Annotated in this window: 17 protein-coding genes; 10 read left to right on the top strand and 7 right to left on the bottom strand. The window is 66.9% G+C overall.

Features of this window, described 5'->3' with window-relative positions:
* Nucleotides 1–9 precede the first annotated feature (9 nt).
* The 7 genes from EH231_RS00850 to EH231_RS00820 are packed head-to-tail and all read left to right on the top strand — an operon-like array spanning nt 10 to nt 7,196.
* The gene (locus EH231_RS00850) at nt 10–825 is read left to right on the top strand and encodes an enoyl-CoA hydratase/isomerase family protein (protein WP_124711685.1); all 816 of its coding nucleotides are present in this window, start codon (nt 10–12) and stop codon (nt 823–825) included.
* A complete protein-coding gene (locus EH231_RS00845; RefSeq protein WP_090434143.1) occupies nt 825–1,598 on the top strand; it encodes an enoyl-CoA hydratase/isomerase family protein in 774 nt (257 codons plus the stop codon). Before EH231_RS00850 ends, EH231_RS00845 begins: the two co-directional genes overlap by 1 nt.
* Nucleotides 1,598–3,046 carry a class I adenylate-forming enzyme family protein gene (locus EH231_RS34180; protein ID WP_090434141.1) on the top strand — a complete coding sequence of 483 codons (1,449 nt, stop codon included), beginning with the start codon at nt 1,598–1,600 and terminating at the stop codon, nt 3,044–3,046. The genes EH231_RS00845 and EH231_RS34180 overlap by 1 nt, the downstream gene beginning before the upstream one ends.
* A complete protein-coding gene (locus tag EH231_RS00835; RefSeq protein WP_090434139.1) occupies nt 3,039–4,475 on the top strand; it encodes a class I adenylate-forming enzyme family protein in 1,437 nt (478 codons plus the stop codon). Before EH231_RS34180 ends, EH231_RS00835 begins: the two co-directional genes overlap by 8 nt.
* A complete protein-coding gene (locus EH231_RS00830) occupies nt 4,468–5,970 on the top strand; it encodes a class I adenylate-forming enzyme family protein (protein ID WP_090434137.1) in 1,503 nt (500 codons plus the stop codon). Before EH231_RS00835 ends, EH231_RS00830 begins: the two co-directional genes overlap by 8 nt.
* Before the next feature lie 3 nt (nt 5,971–5,973).
* Entirely contained in the window at nt 5,974–6,372 is a 399-nt protein-coding gene (locus EH231_RS00825; RefSeq protein ID WP_090434135.1) for a PaaI family thioesterase, read from the top strand.
* Nucleotides 6,369–7,196 (top strand): TIGR03619 family F420-dependent LLM class oxidoreductase, encoded by an 828-nt coding sequence (locus EH231_RS00820; RefSeq protein WP_090434133.1) that lies wholly within the window; start codon nt 6,369–6,371, stop codon nt 7,194–7,196. Before EH231_RS00825 ends, EH231_RS00820 begins: the two co-directional genes overlap by 4 nt.
* Before the next feature lies 1 nt (nt 7,197).
* Here EH231_RS00820 and EH231_RS00815 read toward each other — a convergent pair whose 3' ends face one another.
* The 5 genes from EH231_RS00815 to fabG form a co-directional block, all read right to left on the bottom strand.
* Nucleotides 7,198–8,385: a CaiB/BaiF CoA transferase family protein gene (locus EH231_RS00815; protein WP_090434131.1), complete on the bottom strand. Its 1,188-nt coding sequence runs from the start codon at nt 8,383–8,385 to the stop codon at nt 7,198–7,200.
* Nucleotides 8,386–8,475: 90 nt separating this feature from the next.
* On the bottom strand, nt 8,476–9,144 hold the full coding sequence (locus EH231_RS00810) for a GntR family transcriptional regulator (RefSeq protein ID WP_090434129.1): 669 nt from the start codon (nt 9,142–9,144) through the stop codon (nt 8,476–8,478).
* A gap of 3 nt (nt 9,145–9,147) precedes the next feature.
* Nucleotides 9,148–10,341, bottom strand: coding sequence for an acyl-CoA dehydrogenase family protein (locus EH231_RS00805; protein ID WP_090434127.1), 1,194 nt, complete (start codon nt 10,339–10,341; stop codon nt 9,148–9,150).
* Nucleotides 10,338–11,558 carry an acetyl-CoA C-acetyltransferase gene (locus tag EH231_RS00800; protein ID WP_090434125.1) on the bottom strand — a complete coding sequence of 407 codons (1,221 nt, stop codon included), beginning with the start codon at nt 11,556–11,558 and terminating at the stop codon, nt 10,338–10,340. The genes EH231_RS00805 and EH231_RS00800 overlap by 4 nt, the downstream gene beginning before the upstream one ends.
* Nucleotides 11,555–12,343 (bottom strand): 3-oxoacyl-ACP reductase FabG, encoded by a 789-nt coding sequence (fabG, locus tag EH231_RS00795; RefSeq protein ID WP_164480717.1) that lies wholly within the window; start codon nt 12,341–12,343, stop codon nt 11,555–11,557. The genes EH231_RS00800 and fabG overlap by 4 nt, the downstream gene beginning before the upstream one ends.
* 66 nt (nt 12,344–12,409) lie before the next feature.
* On the opposite strand from fabG, the gene EH231_RS00790 reads away from it, so the two are divergent.
* From EH231_RS00790 to EH231_RS00780, 3 genes are read left to right on the top strand one after another with little or no spacing between them, the layout of a single operon-like run.
* The gene (locus tag EH231_RS00790; protein WP_124711684.1) at nt 12,410–13,627 is read left to right on the top strand and encodes an acyl-CoA dehydrogenase family protein; all 1,218 of its coding nucleotides are present in this window, start codon (nt 12,410–12,412) and stop codon (nt 13,625–13,627) included.
* Between the two features lie 39 nt (nt 13,628–13,666).
* Nucleotides 13,667–14,488 carry a mycofactocin-coupled SDR family oxidoreductase gene (locus EH231_RS00785; protein ID WP_090434121.1) on the top strand — a complete coding sequence of 274 codons (822 nt, stop codon included), beginning with the start codon at nt 13,667–13,669 and terminating at the stop codon, nt 14,486–14,488.
* A gap of 6 nt (nt 14,489–14,494) precedes the next feature.
* Nucleotides 14,495–15,985: a class I adenylate-forming enzyme family protein gene (locus EH231_RS00780; protein ID WP_090434119.1), complete on the top strand. Its 1,491-nt coding sequence runs from the start codon at nt 14,495–14,497 to the stop codon at nt 15,983–15,985.
* A 78-nt stretch (nt 15,986–16,063) separates the two neighbouring features.
* Here EH231_RS00780 and EH231_RS00775 read toward each other — a convergent pair whose 3' ends face one another.
* Both EH231_RS00775 and EH231_RS00770 read right to left on the bottom strand, forming a co-directional pair.
* A complete protein-coding gene (locus EH231_RS00775; RefSeq protein WP_090434117.1) occupies nt 16,064–16,972 on the bottom strand; it encodes an alpha/beta hydrolase in 909 nt (302 codons plus the stop codon).
* Complete coding sequence (locus EH231_RS00770; RefSeq protein ID WP_420891966.1) at nt 16,969–18,255, bottom strand: flavin-containing monooxygenase; 1,287 nt, start codon at nt 18,253–18,255, stop codon at nt 16,969–16,971. The genes EH231_RS00775 and EH231_RS00770 overlap by 4 nt, the downstream gene beginning before the upstream one ends.
* Nucleotides 18,256–18,409: the final 154 nt, after the last annotated feature.

Below are 18,409 nucleotides of genomic sequence, written 5' to 3'. Positions count from 1 at the left end.
AGAGGACAGATGACTGCGTTTGCTACGTACGACACCATCAAGTACGAGGTGGACGGCCACAAGGCCACCATCACCTTGAATCGGCCCGACGCGCTCAATGCGCTGTCGCCGCACATGATCACCGAGTTACGGGCCGCCTACGACGAAGCCGAGAACGACGACAACGTCTGGCTGATGATCGTCACCGCCACCGGCCGCGCATTCTGCACAGGTGCCGATGTCAAGGAGATCCCCGGCGACGGAAAGGTTGTCAACGAGCGGCCCTACCTGTCCACCTACGAACAGTGGGAGGCACCGCAGGAGGGCACCCCGCCGTTCCGCAGCATGGCCAAACCCGTCGTGGTGGCGATCAACGGAATCTGCTGCGGCGCCGGACTGGATTGGGTCACCACCGGCGACATCGTCATCGCCTCGGACAAGGCGACGTTCTTCGACCCCCATGTGAGCATCGGCCTGGTCGCCGCCCGCGAGATGGTGCGCCTGGCCAGGGCCCTGCCGCGGTCGGTGGCGTTGCGAATGGCGTTGATGGGCAAGCACGAACGCATGACGGTCGAGCGCGCCTACGAACTCGGACTGGTCACCGAGATCGTCGAGCACGACAAGCTGCTGGAACGTGCCCACGAGATCGCCGACACGGTCTGCCTCAACGCCCCGCTGGCGGTCCGGGGAACCCGGCTGGCCATTCACAAGACCCTGGATCTGCCGTTGCACGAGGGCGAGATCCTGGCCGAGACGTTCCGCGAGCGCGTCGTCCGGACCGAGGATGCGCTGGAGGGACCCCGGGCGTTCGTGGAGAAGCGCAAGCCCAACTGGCAGGCACGGTAGTGGACACGATTCTCCTCGACTTCGACCACGGATCACGGGTCGCCACGGTCACGCTGAACCGACCCGAAGCGCTGAACTCGTTCAACCGAGCCATGTGCAATGAGATGCGCGACGCCTGGCATGCCATCAAAGATGACGAAGGCATCAATGCCGTGGTGTTGCGGGCGGCGGGCGACCGCGCGTTCAGTGCCGGGCTGGACGTGAAGTCCAGCTACGGGCAGCCCGAGATCGTCTGGAACCACGAGGATCCCGGCGAACTGCTGAGCCCGAAGTGGCAGAAGATGTGGAAACCGGTGGTCTGCGCGGTGCAAGGCATGTGCACGGCCGGCGCGCTGTATTTCGTCAACGAAGCCGACGTCGTGATCTGCTCGCAGGAGGCCACGTTCTTCGATTCCCACGTCAGTGCCGGTCTGGTGTCGGCGCTGGAGCCCATCGGCCTGATGCGGCGGGTCGGGCTCGGCGATACCTTGCGAATGGCGCTGATGGGCAACGACGAACGCGTCGGCGCCGAGACCGCGCTGCGCATCGGACTGGTCACCGAGGTGGTGGCCAGGGACCAGTTGTGGGACCGCGCGAACCAGATCGCCACCACCATCGCCGCGAAACCGCCGACCGCCACGCAGGGAACCGTCAAGGCGATCTGGGAGTCCCTGGACAAGCCCTACCGTGCCGCCATGGACCAGGGCCTCATCTACACCCGGCTGGGCAACCCGATCGCCAAGGCCGAGCTGGCCGAGCGTCCCCTGCCCAAGACAGAACCCCGGATCCGCTGATGGCCCATCCCCTTTCGCAACGCATCGACGACGTCCTCGACCTGGATCCGGCCGCGAACGCCATCCAGTACGACGGCAAGTGGCACACCTGGGGCCAGGTTGCGACGCTGGCGCGGCGCATCGGTGAGGTGTCTTCCGGCACGCGGGTCGGCATCATGCTGCGCAATCAACCCGCACATGTGGCGGCGCTGCTCGGGGTGCTGGCCGCAGGCGGAACCGTCGTCGTGATCAACCCGTCCCGCGGTGACGAGCGCACCCGCGCCGACATCGAAGCCCTCGGACTGCCGGTACTCATCGGCCTGGCCGAGGACATCGCCGCACTGACCACCCCCTGCCCTGCGACCACAACGGTGACAATCCGCGATCTCGACACCGAACCCGAGGTCAGCCCCGCCCAGCGCCCCTCCCAAGATGTGGGGTGTCCGGGTGTGGCGGTCTGGATGCTGACCAGCGGAACCACCGGCCCGCCCAAGCGGGTGGACCTCACCTACGACATGCTGGCCCGCAGCGTCATCGGCCGGGACCCCGGAAATACCCCGGCCCCAACCGGACTGCGGCGCGGCGTGGCGATCGTCAACTCGCCACTGGTGCACGTCGGTGGCGTGTACCGGGTGCTGCTGTGCATCGCCGAAGCCCGATCATTCGTGCTGCTGGCCAAATTCGACCTCACCCGTTGGGCCGACGCCGTACGGGAGCACCAACCGCGGGCGGTGTCACTGGTCCCGGCCGCGCTCCGTATGGTGCTGCACTCCGACCTGACCCGCGACGACCTCGCCAGCGTCCGTGCGGTCACCTCTGGCACCGCGCCCTTGTCCGCCGATGACGCCGACGCGTTCACCGAGAAGTTCGGTATCCCGGTGTTGACCTCGTATGCCGCGACCGAGTTCGGCGGCGGGGTGGCAGGCTGGACGCTGGCAGATCACCAGAAGTACTGGAAAGCCAAGCGCGGCAGCGTTGGCCGGGCCAACCCCGGAGCCCGGCTGCGGGTGGTCGACGACGAAGGCAACCCGGTGGAGCCCGACGAGAAGGGCTTGCTGGAGGTCAAACCGGCACAGTTCGATGCCGATGCGGACTGGCTGCGCACCACCGACCTGGCCCGTATCGATGCCGACGGATTCGTCTGGATCCTCGGCCGCGCCGATCAGGCCATCATCCGCGGCGGGTTCAAGGTGATGCCCGACGATGTCCGCACCGCCCTGGAGAGCCACCCCGCGGTACGCGGTGCGGCCGTGATCGGCATATCCGATGACCGGCTCGGCGAGACACCGGTGGCGATGGTCGAACTGCACGGCAGCGCCACCGTCGACAGCCTGCTCGAGTACCTGGGCGGCCGACTGGCCCGCTACGAGATCCCCACCGACATCGCCATCGTCGAGACGATTCCCCGAACTCCGTCGGGGAAGGCAGATCTCGGCGCCGTACGGGACCATTTCGCCTCGCGTGTCTGACACCGTTGCGGAACTGCTGCGCGGGTGTGCCGATCGCCCGCTGCTGGTCTGCGATGACGAGCGGATCAGCTACGCCGAGGCACAGCGCCGCTCCGCCCAGGTGGCCGGCGGCCTGCTCGCGCTCGGCGCGGGGAAGGGCACGCACGTCGGGCTGCTCTATCCCAACAGTGTCGATTTCGTGGTCGGGATGCTCGCGGCCGCCCGCATCGGTGCGGTGGTGGTGCCGTACTCCACATTCCTCACCACGATTGAGTTGCATACCCAGCTGCGCGCCAGCGATACCGCGATCCTGCTGTCGGCACGCAGTTTCCGCAATCACGACTACACGCAACGCCTCGCGGGTATCGACGCACCGTGCCTGCGGCAGGTGTTGTTCGATCTGCCGCACACGAACGTCCCGACCCTGGCCGAATTCGAAGACGACGTGGACGGGTCCGATCCATTGGCGATCATCTACACCTCAGGATCCACCGGCTCTCCCAAAGGCGTGGTCCACACCCACGCCTCACTGATCGGACATCAGAGGAGCCTCAACGAGATCCGCGGCCTCACGGCGGTCGACCGGCTGTTCTGCAACTCGCCGTTCTTCTGGATCGGCGGGTTCGCCTTCGGGCTGCTGGCCACGATCACCGCAGGGGGCACCCTGATCTGTTCGAACGCGACCGACGCGGGAGCCACCCTTGACCTGCTGGAGGCCGAGAACCCCACCATCACCAATGGATTCGTCGCCGGCATCAGCCATCTGAGCAGCCATCCCAGCTACCCGAACCGTCGTTTCTCGGCAACGCGAGGCAACCTCTACCCCGTCATGGCGGCCGATTGCCGCCCCGCCGATCCGGAGCTACGGCACAACATGCTGGGGATGACCGAGACCGGCAGTGTGGTGCTGGTCGATGGCGACGACGGCGACCAACCCGAGCATCGTCGCGGCAGCTACGGCCGGCCCGCACCTGGATTCGAGACGAAGGTGCTCGACTCCGGCGAATTGTGCGTTCGCGGGCCATACCTCATGCAGGGCTACTACGGACGCAACCGCGAAGACTGCTTCGACGCCGACGGCTGGTTTCACACCGGCGATCTGGTACGCGTCGACGACGACGGCTACTTCTACTTCCTCGGCCGCGAGGGCGCGATGATCAAAACCGCCGGCGCAAACGTCACCCCCGGCGAAGTCGAGAAGGCACTGGCGGCAATGGGACTCACCGCGCACGTCCTCGGCCTGCCCGATACGGCTCGCGGACAGATCGTCGCGGCGGTGATCGTCACCGACGACCCCGTCGACATCGGCGCGGTGCGCAGCGAGCTGCGCGCCACACTGTCGGCCTACAAGGTCCCTCGGGTGTTCGCGGTATGCGGTACCGGCGACGTGCCGACACTCTCCAGCGGAAAGCTCGACCTACCCGCACTGGCGAGGCTGTTCAGTGCCTGATCGAGAAGCTGACACCATCGACGCGCTGGTGCGCACGCACACCCTGTCGGCGAAGGCCTCACAGTTCGCGGTGACCGACCCTGACGCTCGTCTCACCTACGCCGAACTGGACACGAGTACAGCCGAACTGGCCTCCGGATTCATCGCGATGGGCATCGCCAAAGGGTCTCGGGTCGGGCTCATCATGCCCAACGGGGTGGACTGGGTGCGGATCGCGATCGCACTGATGCGGATCGGCGCCGTCCTCGTACCGCTGAGCACCCTGCTGCGCCCGGGCGAACTGACCGCGCAGTTGCGCATGGCGTCGGTGCAATTCCTCGTCACGGTCGAGGAATTCCGTGGCCATCGCTATCCGGTGGACCGGATTGAGGTGCCCACGCTGCGCGCAACGTGGACCGCAGGGGAAGCACTGGGATTCAGCGGAACTCGTGGCACGGCTGACGAGCTGGCAACCTGCGTGCGCGAAAGCGACCCGATGGTCATCATGTTCACCTCGGGCAGCAGCGGACCACCGAAGGGGACCGTTCATTCGCACAGGAACGCCCTGGGCGCGGTGCGCTCTGGGCTCCAGGCGCGGTGCATCACAGGCGACACCCGGCTGTACCTGCCGATGCCGTTCTTCTGGGTGGGCGGTTTCGGCGCAGGCATCCTCTCTGCCCTGGTCGCCGGGGCCACCCTGGTGACCGAACCGGTCCCCCACCCCGAATCCACGCTCGAACTGCTTCAGCGCGAACAGGTCATGCTGTTCCGGGGCTGGCCCGAGCAGGCCGAGGCGCTGGCCCGCCACGCCGGCGCCGCGGACCTGAGCTCATTGCGGCCCGGAAGCCTGGAAGCATTGTTGCCGGACGGGATGCGGTCACGGCCCGGGGCGCGGGCGTCATTGTTGGGAATGACCGAATCATTCGGCCCGTACTGCGGATTCAGCGCCGACGCCGACATGCCGGAATCGGCCTGGGGCAGCTGCGGCCGACCGTTCGACGGAATGGACGTGCGCATCGTCGACGTCGATACCGGCGTTGCGCTGCCCCGCGGGGAAGCCGGGGTAATCCAGATCCGGGGCCCGCACGTGATGCGTGGAATCTGCCGGCGCAGCCGAGAGCAGGTGTTCACCGCCGACGGCTACTACCCGACCGGCGATCTCGGGTACCTGGACGCCGATGGGTTCCTGTTCTACCGCGGCAGATCCGACGACATGTTCAAGGTCCGTGGCGCCACGGTGTATCCGAGTGAGGTGGCGCGAGCGCTGCGGTCCGTTCCTGGGGTCCGCGCAGCACATGTGGTGAACGTTCCCGACGGCCGGGCCAACCGGGTCGGTGCGGCTGTGGTGGGCGATGGGCTGACGGTCGAAGCACTGCGCTCGGCCACCCACGAAATCATCAGCTCGTTCAAGGTGCCCACGCTGTGGCTGCTCCTCGAGGAGGAGGATGCCGTCCCCCGTGGGGGCACCGGGAAAGTCGACAACGCCGCATTGCGGGCCATGCTGGAAGGGTGCTGACCGTTGACCACCAACATCTTCGAACTGTTCGAGCTGATCGGCTATCGGGACGCCCCCGGCTCCGACGACGAGGCCGTGGTCGAGCTTCCCGTGGCTCCACATGTGGTCAACACCAACGGCGGTCTGCAGGGTGGTCTTCTTGCCACCCTGGTCGACACCGCGGCAGGCAAGCTCGCCATGCGCCAGTTGCCACCGGGCCACAGCGTGGTGACCTCGGACCTCAACCTGCGCTACCTAAGGCCGGTGACCGACGGCGCCGCACGGGCCGTGGCCCGCATCGTGCACGCCGGTAAGCGATCCATGGTGATCCAGGTCGACATCTTCACGGTCCCGGACGATGACCTGGCCGTCGTGGCCACCGTCAGCTTTGCGAAGATCCAGGCCAAGGAGGCAACGTCGTGAAGCTCGGACTGTCCACACCCATCGTCATGCAGCACCCCGGTGAGTTCTCGCCGTGGGAGGCCGACGCCGGCCCCGACGAGCTGGCTTTGATCGCCGAGGCGGCTGACGGCTTGGGGTTTCACCACCTCACATGTGCCGAGCACACCGGAATACCCGCCTCCGCCGCCGCGGTGCGCGGGACGGTGTACTGGGACCCGCTGGCCACCTTGTCGTTCCTGGCGGCCCGGACCAGACGCATCCGGTTGGCCACCGCTGTGGTGGTGCTGCCCTATCACCACCCGGTGGCACTGGCGAAGAGCTATGGAACCCTCGACCGGCTCAGCGGCGGACGAGTGATCCTCGGCGTCGGCGTCGGATCACTGACCGAGGAATTCGAACTGCTCGGCGCCCAGTGGGAGGATCGCGGGAGCGCGGCCGACCGCGACATCGCCCGCCTGCGGGCCGCGTGGGGGCAGCGCGAGGTCGACGGTTTCGTCATCGAACCGCACGCCACCAGTACGGATCTCGAGGTCTGGGTGGGTGGGCGCACCAAACGCTCACTGCGGCGTGCCGTCGAATTGGGCACCGGCTGGGTACCTTTCGGCCTTTCGCCCGACATTATCGCCGAGTTTCTCGCACCACATCAGCTGCCCGCGGATTTCGATGTCGTCCTCTCCCCCGGGGTGGCACTGGACCCGCTGGGCGACCCGGATTCCGCACGAGGCCGTCTGGGCCGGTTGCGCGACGCCGGGGCCACGATCGCCAACTGCACGGTGCAGGCGCGAAGCGCCGAACACTTCTGCGATCAACTCGCGGCGCTTCATGCGATCGGCGAGACGATCTGATTCACACGATCTGGTTCGTCCGCATTTGGGCGATCTGCCCGGCGTCATAACCGATCTCGGCGAGCACCTCGTCGGTGTGCTCACCCAACAGCGGAGCCCGTCGGCGGATCGTTCCCGGCGTCGCCGACATCCGGAACGGCGTCTCGATGATCGGCACATCGCGCGACGCACCTGGGAACGGGACGCGCCGCAGGTAGCCCATGGCCTGCACATGCGGGTCGTCGAGCACATCCTGCGTGGAATGCAGCGGAGCGGCAGGCATTTTCGCCTTATCCAACAGCTCCAGCAGTTCAGCCTTGGTCTTGTCTGCACACCATTCGGCCATGATGTCGTTGAGGATGTCGCCATTGGCCCAGCGGACGTCGTCGTTGGCGAAACGTGGATCGTCGAACAGTTCTTCGCGACCCACCAGCCGGCACCAGCGTTTGAACATCGGCTGTCCGGCAACCTGCAGCAGGACCCACTGGTCGTCGGCGGTGCGATAGAGATCGCACGGCGCGACCGACGCACCTTTGTTGCCCATCCGCGGCTTGTCGACCTGCAGCAGTTCACGCTCGATCAGGAAGGCGTTCGACAACATCAGCGCGGTGGGCAGCAGGGCACCCTCGACGTGCTGTCCCTCCCCGGTCTTGTCGCGGTGATACAGCGCCATCATGACGCCGATCGCGAGCGTGAGCGCGGTCCCGAAATCCGCGTACGGCACCACCGTTCGGATCGGTTGGTCCGGCAGCCCCTGCCGGTAGACCGCCCCGGACATCACCTGTCCGGCGCCGTCGAAGCCGATCTTCTCGCTGTACGGACCGCCCTCGCCGTAGGCCGTTGCACTGGCCAGGATGATGTCGGGCTTGACCGCCTTGAGTGTCTCGTAATCCAGCCCGCTGGCCCGCATCCCGGCCGCGGGCATGTTGGCGATCACGATGTCGGCCTGCGCCACCAGCCTGCGGGTGATCTCCGCGCCCTCGGCGGTGGTGGAGTCCAGCGTCAGCGAGCGCTTGTTGCGGTTGCACTGCAGGAAGGTGCCGCCCTCACCGCCCTCGGTGACGGCCTGCACCCAACGGTCTTCCCCGCCTTCGCGTTTCTCCACCCGCAGCACGTCCGCGCCCATGTCTGCCAGGATCGCGCTGCACCAGGGGGCCGCGATGAACCGGCCGTAATCGAGCACCCGTATCCCGTCGAGGACACCTGGCATTACCCACCCACTTCTCTCGGCGAGCAGACACAAAACTGCCCATTTACATGCCCAAATGGGCAGCTTTGTGTCTGCTCGCGGGTCAACTGGCTACTCCAACACACCCAGCCGGTCGAGGTGCTCGGTCAGCGGTTTGGACGCGGCACACAGATGCTCGGCCATGGCGTCGCGGGCCGCATCCCCGTCGCGCGCCTTGAGCGCGGCCAGGATCCGGCGGTGGTCGTGGGTGGATTGCTCGGGCCAGCCCTCCACCGTCGGGTACACCGATTCCAGTGCGTACCGGGTGATCTGGGACATCAGCTGGGCCAGCTTCGGCGATTCGGCCGCCCGGTTGACGCCGCGGTGGAACGCATGGTTGAGCCGTACCGCCGCCTCATGATCGTCCTGCGCATAGGCGTCCTCCAGCTCCCGCTGGATCCGGGCGAGCTCACCGAGTTGACCGTCCGTGATCTGGCCGGCCGCCCGGGACGCCAGCTGCCCGCCGATGTGCGCCTGCACGCCCGCCACGTCGTCGATGTCGCGCCGCGTGACCGGCAGCACCAGGAACCCGCGCCGGGGCTGCTGGGTCAGCAGCCCCTCGGTGCGCAGGCCGAACAACGCCTCGCGCACCGGCGTCACGCTGATCCCCAGCTCGGCCGCCAGTTGCTCGAGCCGGATGTAATTGCCTGCCGGATAGGTGCCGTCGAAGATCCGGCGCCGGATCAGTCGCGCCACATCTTCGGCCAGCTGTGGCCGAGAAGCGAAATCGGGTATGGACACGGTTCAGACCCGATAGTCGGACAGCAGTCGCTTGCTGATGATGTTCTTCTGGATCTCGCTGGTGCCCTCACCGATCAGCAGGAACGGTGCATCGCGCATCAGCCGCTCGATCTCGTACTCCTTGGAATAGCCGTAGCCGCCGTGAATCCGGAAGCTCTGCTGGGTGACCTCCGAACAGAACTCGCTGGCCAGATACTTGGCCATGCCGGCGGCCACGTCGTTGCGCTCGCCGGAGTCCTTGAGCCGGGCGGCATTGACCATCATCAGGTGGGCGGCCTCGACCTTCGTTGCCATCTCGGCCAATTGGAAGGCCACGGCCTGATGCTCGGCGATCGGCTTGCCGAACGTCTCCCGCTGCTGGGCATAACGAACCGCCAGCTCGAAGGCGCGGACTCCCACACCGCAAGCCCGGGCCGAGACGTTCACGCGACCGACCTCGACCCCGTCCATCATCTGGAAGAAGCCCTGCCCTGTGACACCGCCGAGGACGTCGTCGGCGCCCGCGCGGTAGCCGTCGAAGATCAACTCGGTGGTGTCGATGCCCTTGTAGCCCAGCTTGTCGAGCTTGCCCGGAATGGTCAGACCGGGAACGACTTCGCCGAAGCCGGTGGGCTTTTCGACCAGGAACGCTGTCAGGTTGCGGTGGGGCTTGTCGGCGCCCTCATCGGTGCGCACCAGCGCGGCAACCAGGGTCGAACTGCCGCCGTTGGTCAGCCACATCTTCTGGCCGTCGATCGTGTACGTGCCGTCGTCGTTCTTCTTGGCGCGGGTGCGGATCGCGGCCACATCGGAGCCCAGCTCGGGCTCGGACATCGAGAACGCTCCTCGCGTCTCACCAGTCGCCATGCGCGGCAGGAACTTCTGCTTCTGGGCGTCGGTACCGTGCTGGCGGATCATGTACGCGACGATGAAGTGGGTGTTGATCACCCCGGACACGCTCATCCAGCCGCGGGCCAGCTCCTCGACGCACAGGGCGTAGGTGAGCAGCGACTCGCCGAGCCCGCCGTACTCCTCGGGGATCATGAGCCCGAACAGGCCCATGTCCTTCATCTGGTCGACGATGGCCTGCGGGTAGGTGTCGGAGTGTTCCAGCTCCTGGGCGGTCGGAATGACCTCCTTGTCTACGAATTGCCTTACCGTCGAGACGATCTCGGTCTGGAACTCCGTGAGCCCCAAGGTTTGCGCGAGTCTGGTCATGGGGTCACCCTTTCGAACACAGCCGCCAGCCCCTGGCCGCCGCCGATGCACATGGTCTCCAGTCCGTAGCGGGCCTGACGCCGATCGAGTTCCCGCGCCAGCGTGGCCAGCATCCGCCCGCCGGTCGCCCCGACCGGATGCCCCAGCGAGATACCGGATCCCCGGACATTGGTGCGCTCGAAGTCGGCCTCGCCGAACTTCCACTCCTTCGTCACCGCCAGCGCCTGCGCGGCGAACGCCTCGTTGAGCTCGATCAGGTCGATGTCGCTGAGCTGCAGGTCGGCCTTGGCCAGGGCCACCTCGGTAGCCGGAACCGGGCCGATGCCCATGACGTTGGGGGCGACACCCGCCGAACCCCACGACACCATCCGCACCAGCGGCCGCAGGCCCAGCTCGGCGGCCTTCTCGCCGGTGGTGACGATGCACATGGACGCGGCATCGTTCTGACCGCTGGAGTTGCCCGCGGTCACGGTGGATTCCGGGTCCTGCTTGACCAGAACAGGTTTCAACTGGGCCAGGGCTTCGACCGTGGTGTCGGCACGCGGGTGCTCGTCGGTGTCGACCGTGGTCTCACCTTTGCGGGAGCGGACCGTCACGGGAATGATCTCCTCGGCCAGAACCCCGGACTCCTGGGCCGCCACGGCGTTTCGATGCGAGCGCACCGCAAGTTCGTCCTGCTCGGCGCGGGTGATGCCGTACTCGCGGCGCAGGTTCTCGGCGGTCTCCAGCATTCCGCCCGGCACGGGATAGAACTGCCCGCCGGCAGTCGTGCGTCCCCGCGCGAGTCCGTCGTGAATCTGTACACCGCTTCGGGCTCCACCCCAACGCATGTCGGTCGAGTAGAACGCGACGTTGCTCATGCTCTCGGCACCGCCGGCCACAACCAGATCGTTGTCGCCACTGCGCACCTGCAGGCAAGCCTGGATCACGGCCTGCAGCCCGGAACCGCATCGGCGGTCGACCTGCATGCCGGGAACGGTCACCGGCAGTCCGGCGTCGAGCGCCACCACGCGGCCGATGGCCGGGGCCTCACTGTTGGGATAGCAGTGCCCCAGAATCATGTCCTGCACCTGCTCCGGTGCCACACCCGTGCGCTCCAACAGGCCCTTGAGAGCGACGACACCGAGTTCGACGGCCGTCAGCGACGCAAACATGCCGCCATAGCGGCCGATCGGGGTGCGGACCGGTTCGCAGATGACCGCCTCGCGGGTAGTCATACGTGCCGACCGCCGGTCACCTCGAGCACGGTGCCGGTCATGTACGACGACAGGTCGCTGGCCAGGAAAAGCGCGACCTTGGCCACCTCGTCGGGTTCGCCGGCGCGGCCCATCGGGATCTCGGCGAGCTTCTGATCCCAAATCCGTTGCGGCATGGCCTCGGTCATCGCCGAGCGGATCAGCCCCGGCTGGATGGCGTTGACGCGCACACCGAGGTGCGCGAGCTCCTTGGCCGACGCCTTGGTCATGCCGACGATGCCGGCCTTGGCCGCCGAATAGTTGGTCTGGCCGACCAGGCCGACCTTGCCCGAGATCGAGGACATGTTCACGATCGCGCCGCGCTGGTTCTCCCGCATGATCGCCGCGGCCGACTTGGTGCCGTTCCAGGTGCCCTTCAGGTGCACCGCGATGACCTGGTCGAACTGCTCCTCGGTCATCTTGCGCAGCGTGGCGTCACGCGTGATGCCCGCGTTGTTGACCATGATGTCCAGGCCGCCGAACCGCTCGACCGCGGCCTGCACGAGGGCCTCGACCTCGGCGGACGAGGTCACATCACAACGCACCGCGGTCGCCACCTCGGGCCCGCCGAGTTCCTGGGCGGCCGCCTCGGTGGCTTCCAGGTTGACGTCGCCGAGCACCACCCGGGCGCCCTCATCGATGAAACGTCTCGCGATGGCCAGGCCCAGACCCTGGGCACCGCCTGTCACCACTGCAGTCTGACCGGTCAGCAACGACACCTGATCACCTAACTTTCGATCCCGGGGGCTCTGTCTGAGCCAGATCATATTTCATATACGATATTGGAGATTCATCACCCCCGCGGATCTCGCGCGACGAAATGGAGCTCCCCTGTGACCACCACCGCGGCCACTGCCGAAGTCAGCGACGAGGACTTCCAGGAGATCCTGGCGCAGACCCGCAGCTTCATCCGCTCCGCCGTGGTGCCCCGCGAGAACGAGATCCTGGCCACCGATCAGGTGCCCGACGATCTGCGCGAGCAGGCCAAGAACATGGGGTTGTTCGGTTACGCGATCCCCCAGCAGTGGGGTGGCCTCGGGCTCAACCTGGCCCAAGATGTCGAACTGGCAATGGAATTCGGCTACACCTCGCTGGCCCTGCGGTCGATGTTCGGCACCAACAACGGCATCGCCGGGCAGGTGCTGGTGGGGTTCGGTACCGACGAGCAGAAAACCCGGTGGCTGGAGGGCATCGCCTCCGGCGACGTCGTCGCCTCGTTCGCCCTGACCGAGCCCGGCGCCGGATCCAACCCGGCGGGCCTGCGCACCAAGGCCGTTCGCATCGGCGGGCAGGAGCGCACCGACCGGGGAATCGACACCGGGGACGACTGGGTGATCAACGGCCAGAAGCGGTTCATCACGAACGCACCGACCGCGAACCTGTTCGTCGTGTTCGCCCGCACCCGTCCCGCCGATGCCGACGGCCCCGGCATCGCCGTGTTCCTCGTGCCCGCCGACGCCGCCGGTGTCGAAGTGGGCGCCAAGGACGCCAAGATGGGTCAGGAGGGCGCCTGGACCGCTGACGTCAACTTCACCGATGTGCGGGTGCCGAACAGTGCACTCGTCGGCGGCAGTGAGGACGTCGGCTACCGCGCCGCCATGACCTCCCTGGCGCGCGGCCGGGTCCACATCGCGGCACTCGCCGTGGGATCCGCTCAACGCGCGCTCGATGAATCAGTCGCCTACGCCGCCGCGGCGACCCAGGGCGGCCAACCGATCGGCAGCTTCCAGTTGGTGCAGGCGATGATCGCCGACCAGCAGACCGGGGTGATGGCCGGCCGGGCTTTGGTCCGCGACGCCGCGGCCAAGTGGGTGTCCGGCGAGGATCGCCGCATCGCCCCCTCGGCGGCCAAACTGTTCTGCACCGAAATGGCAGGCAACGTAGCCGATCTCGCGGTTCAGATCCATGGCGGCACCGGCTACATGCGCGAGGTCCCGGTCGAACGCATCTACCGCGAGGTCCGGCTGCTGCGCCTCTACGAGGGGACCAGCGAGATCCAGCGACTCATCATCGGCGGCGGGCTGGTCAAGGCCGCCCAGCGCCAGCACTGAATCCACCCACCGAATCAACAGACCGACCAAGGAGAATCCATGACCGAGCGGCTCGCCGGAAAGGTCGCCTTCATCACCGGAGCTGCCCGTGGGCAGGGCCGCGCGCACGCGGTCCGGATGGCCAAAGAGGGCGCCGACATCATCGCCGTCGACATCGCCGGTCCGCTGCCCCCGAGCGTGCCCTACGACTCGGCCACCCCCGAGGATCTGACCGAAACCGTGCGCCTCGTCGAGGCCACCGGCAAGCGCATCATCGCCACCGCCGCCGACACCCGCGACCACGACGCGCTGCGGGAAATCGTCGGCAAGGGCGTCGCCGAGTTCGGCAGGCTCGACATCATCGTGGCCAATGCGGGCATCACCGTTCCCGAACCCTGGAACGAGACCACCCCCGAGTCGTTCCGCGACGTCATGGACATCAACGTCACAGGAACCTGGAACACCGTCATGGCCGGTGCCCAGCACATCATCGACGGCGGCCGCGGCGGGTCGATCATCCTGATCAGCTCGGCCGCCGGCATCAAGATGCAGCCGTTCATGGTGCACTACACCGCCAGCAAGCACGCCGTCGCCGGCATGGCCCGGGCCTTCGCCGCCGAGTTGGGCAAGCACAAGATCCGGGTGAACAGCCTGCATCCGGGTGCGGTCAACACCCCGATGGGCACCGGCGACATGCTGGCCGCGCTCAACCGGGCCAACGACACCAACCCCGGTCTCATGCAGATGGTGACGCCGTTCCTGCCCGATTACATCGCCGAACCCGAAGACATCGCTGATGCCGCGATCTGGCTGGCGAGCGACGAATCACGGTATGTCACCGCCAGCCGGGTGGCCGTCGATCTGGGCTCCACCCAGTTCTAGGCCGGCATGTCCAGCCCAGTATCCACGGACTTCGCCGACGGCCTGGCCACCGGGCTGGGGGCCTACGGTGACCGGCCGTTCATCGAGTTCGCCCGAAAATGGTATTCGGGCAACGAGATCACACAGTTCATCGAGCAGGTCTCGGTCGCGCTGCGCGAAGCTGGCGTTGAGCCCGACGAGCCGGTCGGCATCGTCGTGCGCAACCGGGTGGCCCACGCCGCGGTCATCCTCGGGTTCGTCGCGTCGCGCCGCCCGGTGGTGATGATCTACTCGTACCAGTCCGCCACCGCGATCGCGCGCGACACCGAAAGCCTGGGGCTGCCGGCGATCCTCGCCGATATCGACGACTGGACACCGGAACTCAACGGCGCGGTGCGCGCGGCCGGATCGGCCGGTATCTCGTTGTCCGGTGAGCGGCTCGGGGTCGGCGTGATCGCGGCGCGACAACCCGGCAGCCGACACGACCGCGCCCTGGAACAGTCCGGCCTGCATATCCTGACCAGCGGCACCACCGGCCCACCCAAGCGAATCCCGGTCGCCACCAAGGTGCTCGCCCACACCGTGCTGAGCATGACGATCGGTGCGGGCACCGAAGTGGTCGGTCCCGACGCTCCACCCGCGCTGGTCTACTGGCCGTTCGGGAGCATCGGCGTCTGCCAGCTGCTGGCCGCACCGTGCTCGGGCAAGCGCATGGTGCTGCTGGAGAAGTTCAGCGTCCCCGAGTGGGTCCAGGCGATCAAGACCTACCGGATCACCCGGGCGGGCGTGCAGCCCGCGATCCTCCGGATGCTGCTGCAGGCCGACGTTCCTCCCGAGGATCTGGCGTCGCTGGAGGGACTGTCGGGCGGCTCCGGACCGTTGGAGCCGGAACTGCGGGCGGAGTTCGAGAGTCGCTACGGCATACCACTGCTATGGGCCTACGGGGCAACCGAATTCGCCGGATCGGTGTGCAGCTGGACACCCGAGTTGTACCGCCGGTACGGCGCGGACAAGCCCGACAGCGTCGGGCGTACGCTGCCCGGCGTACGCGTCCGCATCGTCGACCCCGACACCGCCGCCGAGGTTCCGGCGGGCCGTATCGGATTGCTCGAGGCCCGGGTCGAGGTCATCGGACCGGATTGGGTGCGCACCACCGATCTGGCCTCCATCGACGAGGACGGGTTCGTCACCCTGCACGGCCGCGGCGACGGCGCGATCAACCGCGGCGGCTTCAAGATCCTCCCGGAAACGGTTCGGCGGGTTCTGATCTCACATCCCAGCGTGCTCGACGCCTGCGTCGTGGGCGTTCCCGACGCTCGCCTCGGCGCGGTTCCGTTCGCCGCGGTCGAGCTGCGGCGCGATGCCGTCACGCCCACCGAAGCCGAGTTGAAAGACCTGGTGCGCGAGGCGCTACCGAGCCATCATGTGCCGGTGGCGGTGGCGGTGGTCGACGCACTCCCCCGCAACGCCGCCCTCAAGGTGCGGCCGGGAGACGTTGCGGCGCTGTACCGCCCGTAGCTACTCCGCGCGAGCAGACGCATATGTACCCGAATAGTCGGCGTGTCGGGTACATATGTGTCTGCTCGCCGGATTGAGTCAGGCCGTGCCCAACGTCCGGGCCAGGAACTTCACCTGGTCCTCGGCGGCGGTGTCGAACCAGTCATGGCCCGGCCACACGTCGAAGTGATCGCACGGGTAGTGGTGGACCTGAGCCCTGGCCTGTACGGCCGTCTTCATCACCGAGTTGGCCGGCACGAACCGGTCGAAGTCGGCGATCTGGATCAGCACAGGGCATTTCAGCGCCTTGGCCGCGGCGCCGGTACGGATCTGCACCAGCTCCATCCCGATCGCCGAATCGACCTCGTTGCGCCACGTCGGCCCGGCGATGGCGTGATAGCTGTCGTATGCACCGTCGAGGGCCAGCGCACCGGCCTCCCCCGGCTTGGCCGCCAACGGCATCAACGTCGGCGCCCGGCCCGCCGCCACGGCCACCCGGCTCTTCACCCCCGCCAGTGTCCAGCGCAGTGCCGATGCGACGTCGCGGTGTGCCACGGCCGCGCGACTGGCGGCCAGCCCACTCGTCAGCGGGGTCATCCCGATCACCGCGGCCACATCAGCGCACTGCGCGGCCACCCGAAGGACGTGACTACCCGAGAAGGACGATCCCCACAGCACCACCCGGCTGCGATCCACCCCAGGGAGTTGTTGGGCGGCAGCGATGGCCGCACCGTAGTCCGCCATCTGACGCTCAACCGAAACGCTCTGCCGCGGTTGCCCATCGGAGGCGCCGAAGCCGCGGTAGTCGAAGGCCACCACGTCCAGCCCGGCCGCGCTGAACCGCTCCGCGAACGGCTGCAGACCGGAGTCCTTGGTTCCGCCGAACCCGTGTGCCATCACCACCACCGGACGTCCCGGCGCCCCGGTGAGCCCATCACCTGCCGCGGCGAAATGCCAGGCGCTGCACCGCTCACCGGCAGAATGGAACGCGAGCTCGGTGTAGGTCATGCGGTCACTCCGGCCGTCGCGCCGACGTGGCCGGCCGCCCGTTTTGCCCCGGCGGGCAATTCGCGAGTGCGGATGTCGTGCTCGTAGTAGAAGTAGTCAACCTGCTGGGTGTGCCGCGGCCGGTCGGTGCAATGTCCACCGTGCAGCTGCTGGTCGGCATCGATCACCCGCTCCATTTCGGCCACCGGCGGCAGGGCGTAGCGCCCGACCGCGTAGGCCGCCAACAGTCTGGACTGGCATTCCACGAACGGGAACAGTGTCGGAATCGCCTGTGCGAAACCCATGAACACCAGATCGTCCATGCCGGGCTTGAACATCCGCTTGTAGAGCCGGATGTGGTTGTCGGGGGCATTGACGACATCGCGGTCGAAGAACGGGAAGGTGATGTTGTAGCCCGTCGCGTAGACGATCACATCGAAGTCGTCACTGGTCCCGTCCTCGAAATGTACGGTGGCACCGTCCAGGCGGGACACGTTGGGCTTCGGGATCACATCACCCGATCCCAGCCGCAACGGCAACTCCACCGACTGCGTCGGGTGAGCCTCGAAGAGCTTGTGATTCGGCGCGGGCAAACCGTACATCGTGGGATCGGTGCCGAGCATCGGGCCGATCAGCTGGACCAACTTGCGCTGCCAGGACAACGGCACGTACGGATTGGTGCGGAAGTATTTGTCACCCGGTTGTCCCGCAATGTATTTCGGCACGATCCAGGCGCTCGAGCGGGTGGACAGCGTCACCGTGTTCTGCAGCGACTTGGATGACAGCTCCACGGTGATGTCTGCGGCGCTGTTTCCGATACCCACCACCAGGATCCGCTTGCCGGTCAGCTCGAGCGGTTCCTTCGGGTCGATGTAGTGGTGCGAATGGATCTCCTCACCGGTGAACGTCCCGGGAAACTCCGGCAGCCGGGGGTCCCAGTGATGACCGTTGGCAACGACGAGCAGATCGAACTCGCGCCGGGCGCCGGCCTGATCCTCGATCTCCCAACCGCCACCGTCGATCCGGGCCGCGTGCGCGACGCCGTTGTTGAACTCGATGTTCTCCAACAGCCCGAAGGCGTTCGCATAGGCATCCAGGTAGGACTTGATGTCGGAGTGGTGCGGGAACGACGGGAAGTGTTCCGGGATCGGGAAGTCCTTGAACGACAACCGATGCTTGCTGGTGTCGATGTGCAGGGAGCGGTATGCGCTGCTGTGCCCGTTCGGATTGCCGAAGGCCCAGTTCCCACCGATACGGTCCGACGTCTCGAACGTCGTGTACGGCACCCGGTAGTCCTTGAGCATCTTCCCGGCGGTGAGCCCGCTGATGCCCGCGCCGATGATCGCGGTCCGCGGCAGTGAACGCTGCAACACAGTGCTCCTTCACGTTGTGATGCAGAACACTAACAGCGGAGTTTGACGGACGTCAATGAAATCTGACAAGTGTCAGAACGCCGCG

The organism is Mycolicibacterium nivoides (assembly GCF_003855255.1).
GTDB lineage: Bacteria > Actinomycetota > Actinomycetes > Mycobacteriales > Mycobacteriaceae > Mycobacterium > Mycobacterium nivoides.
The sequence above is the reverse complement of the archived record's forward strand: the minus strand, read 5'-3'. Positions and strand labels throughout refer to the sequence as shown.

Excerpts from the sequence above, each read along its gene's own strand:
- EH231_RS00780 (WP_090434119.1), top strand. The coding sequence starts at position 14,495 with ATGTCCAGCCCAGTATCCACGGACTTCGCCGACGGCCTGGCCACCGGG.
- EH231_RS00770 (WP_420891966.1), bottom strand. The coding sequence starts at position 18,255 with ATGCTCAAGGACTACCGGGTGCCGTACACGACGTTCGAGACGTCGGAC.
- EH231_RS00785 (WP_090434121.1), top strand. The coding sequence starts at position 13,667 with ATGACCGAGCGGCTCGCCGGAAAGGTCGCCTTCATCACCGGAGCTGCC.
- EH231_RS00850 (WP_124711685.1), top strand. The coding sequence starts at position 10 with ATGACTGCGTTTGCTACGTACGACACCATCAAGTACGAGGTGGACGGC.
- EH231_RS00800 (WP_090434125.1), bottom strand. The coding sequence starts at position 11,558 with ATGACTACCCGCGAGGCGGTCATCTGCGAACCGGTCCGCACCCCGATC.
- EH231_RS34180 (WP_090434141.1), top strand. The coding sequence starts at position 1,598 with ATGGCCCATCCCCTTTCGCAACGCATCGACGACGTCCTCGACCTGGAT.
- EH231_RS00815 (WP_090434131.1), bottom strand. The coding sequence starts at position 8,385 with ATGCCAGGTGTCCTCGACGGGATACGGGTGCTCGATTACGGCCGGTTC.
- EH231_RS00775 (WP_090434117.1), bottom strand. The coding sequence starts at position 16,972 with ATGACCTACACCGAGCTCGCGTTCCATTCTGCCGGTGAGCGGTGCAGC.
- fabG (WP_164480717.1), bottom strand. The coding sequence starts at position 12,343 with ATGATCTGGCTCAGACAGAGCCCCCGGGATCGAAAGTTAGGTGATCAG.
- EH231_RS00805 (WP_090434127.1), bottom strand. The coding sequence starts at position 10,341 with ATGACCAGACTCGCGCAAACCTTGGGGCTCACGGAGTTCCAGACCGAG.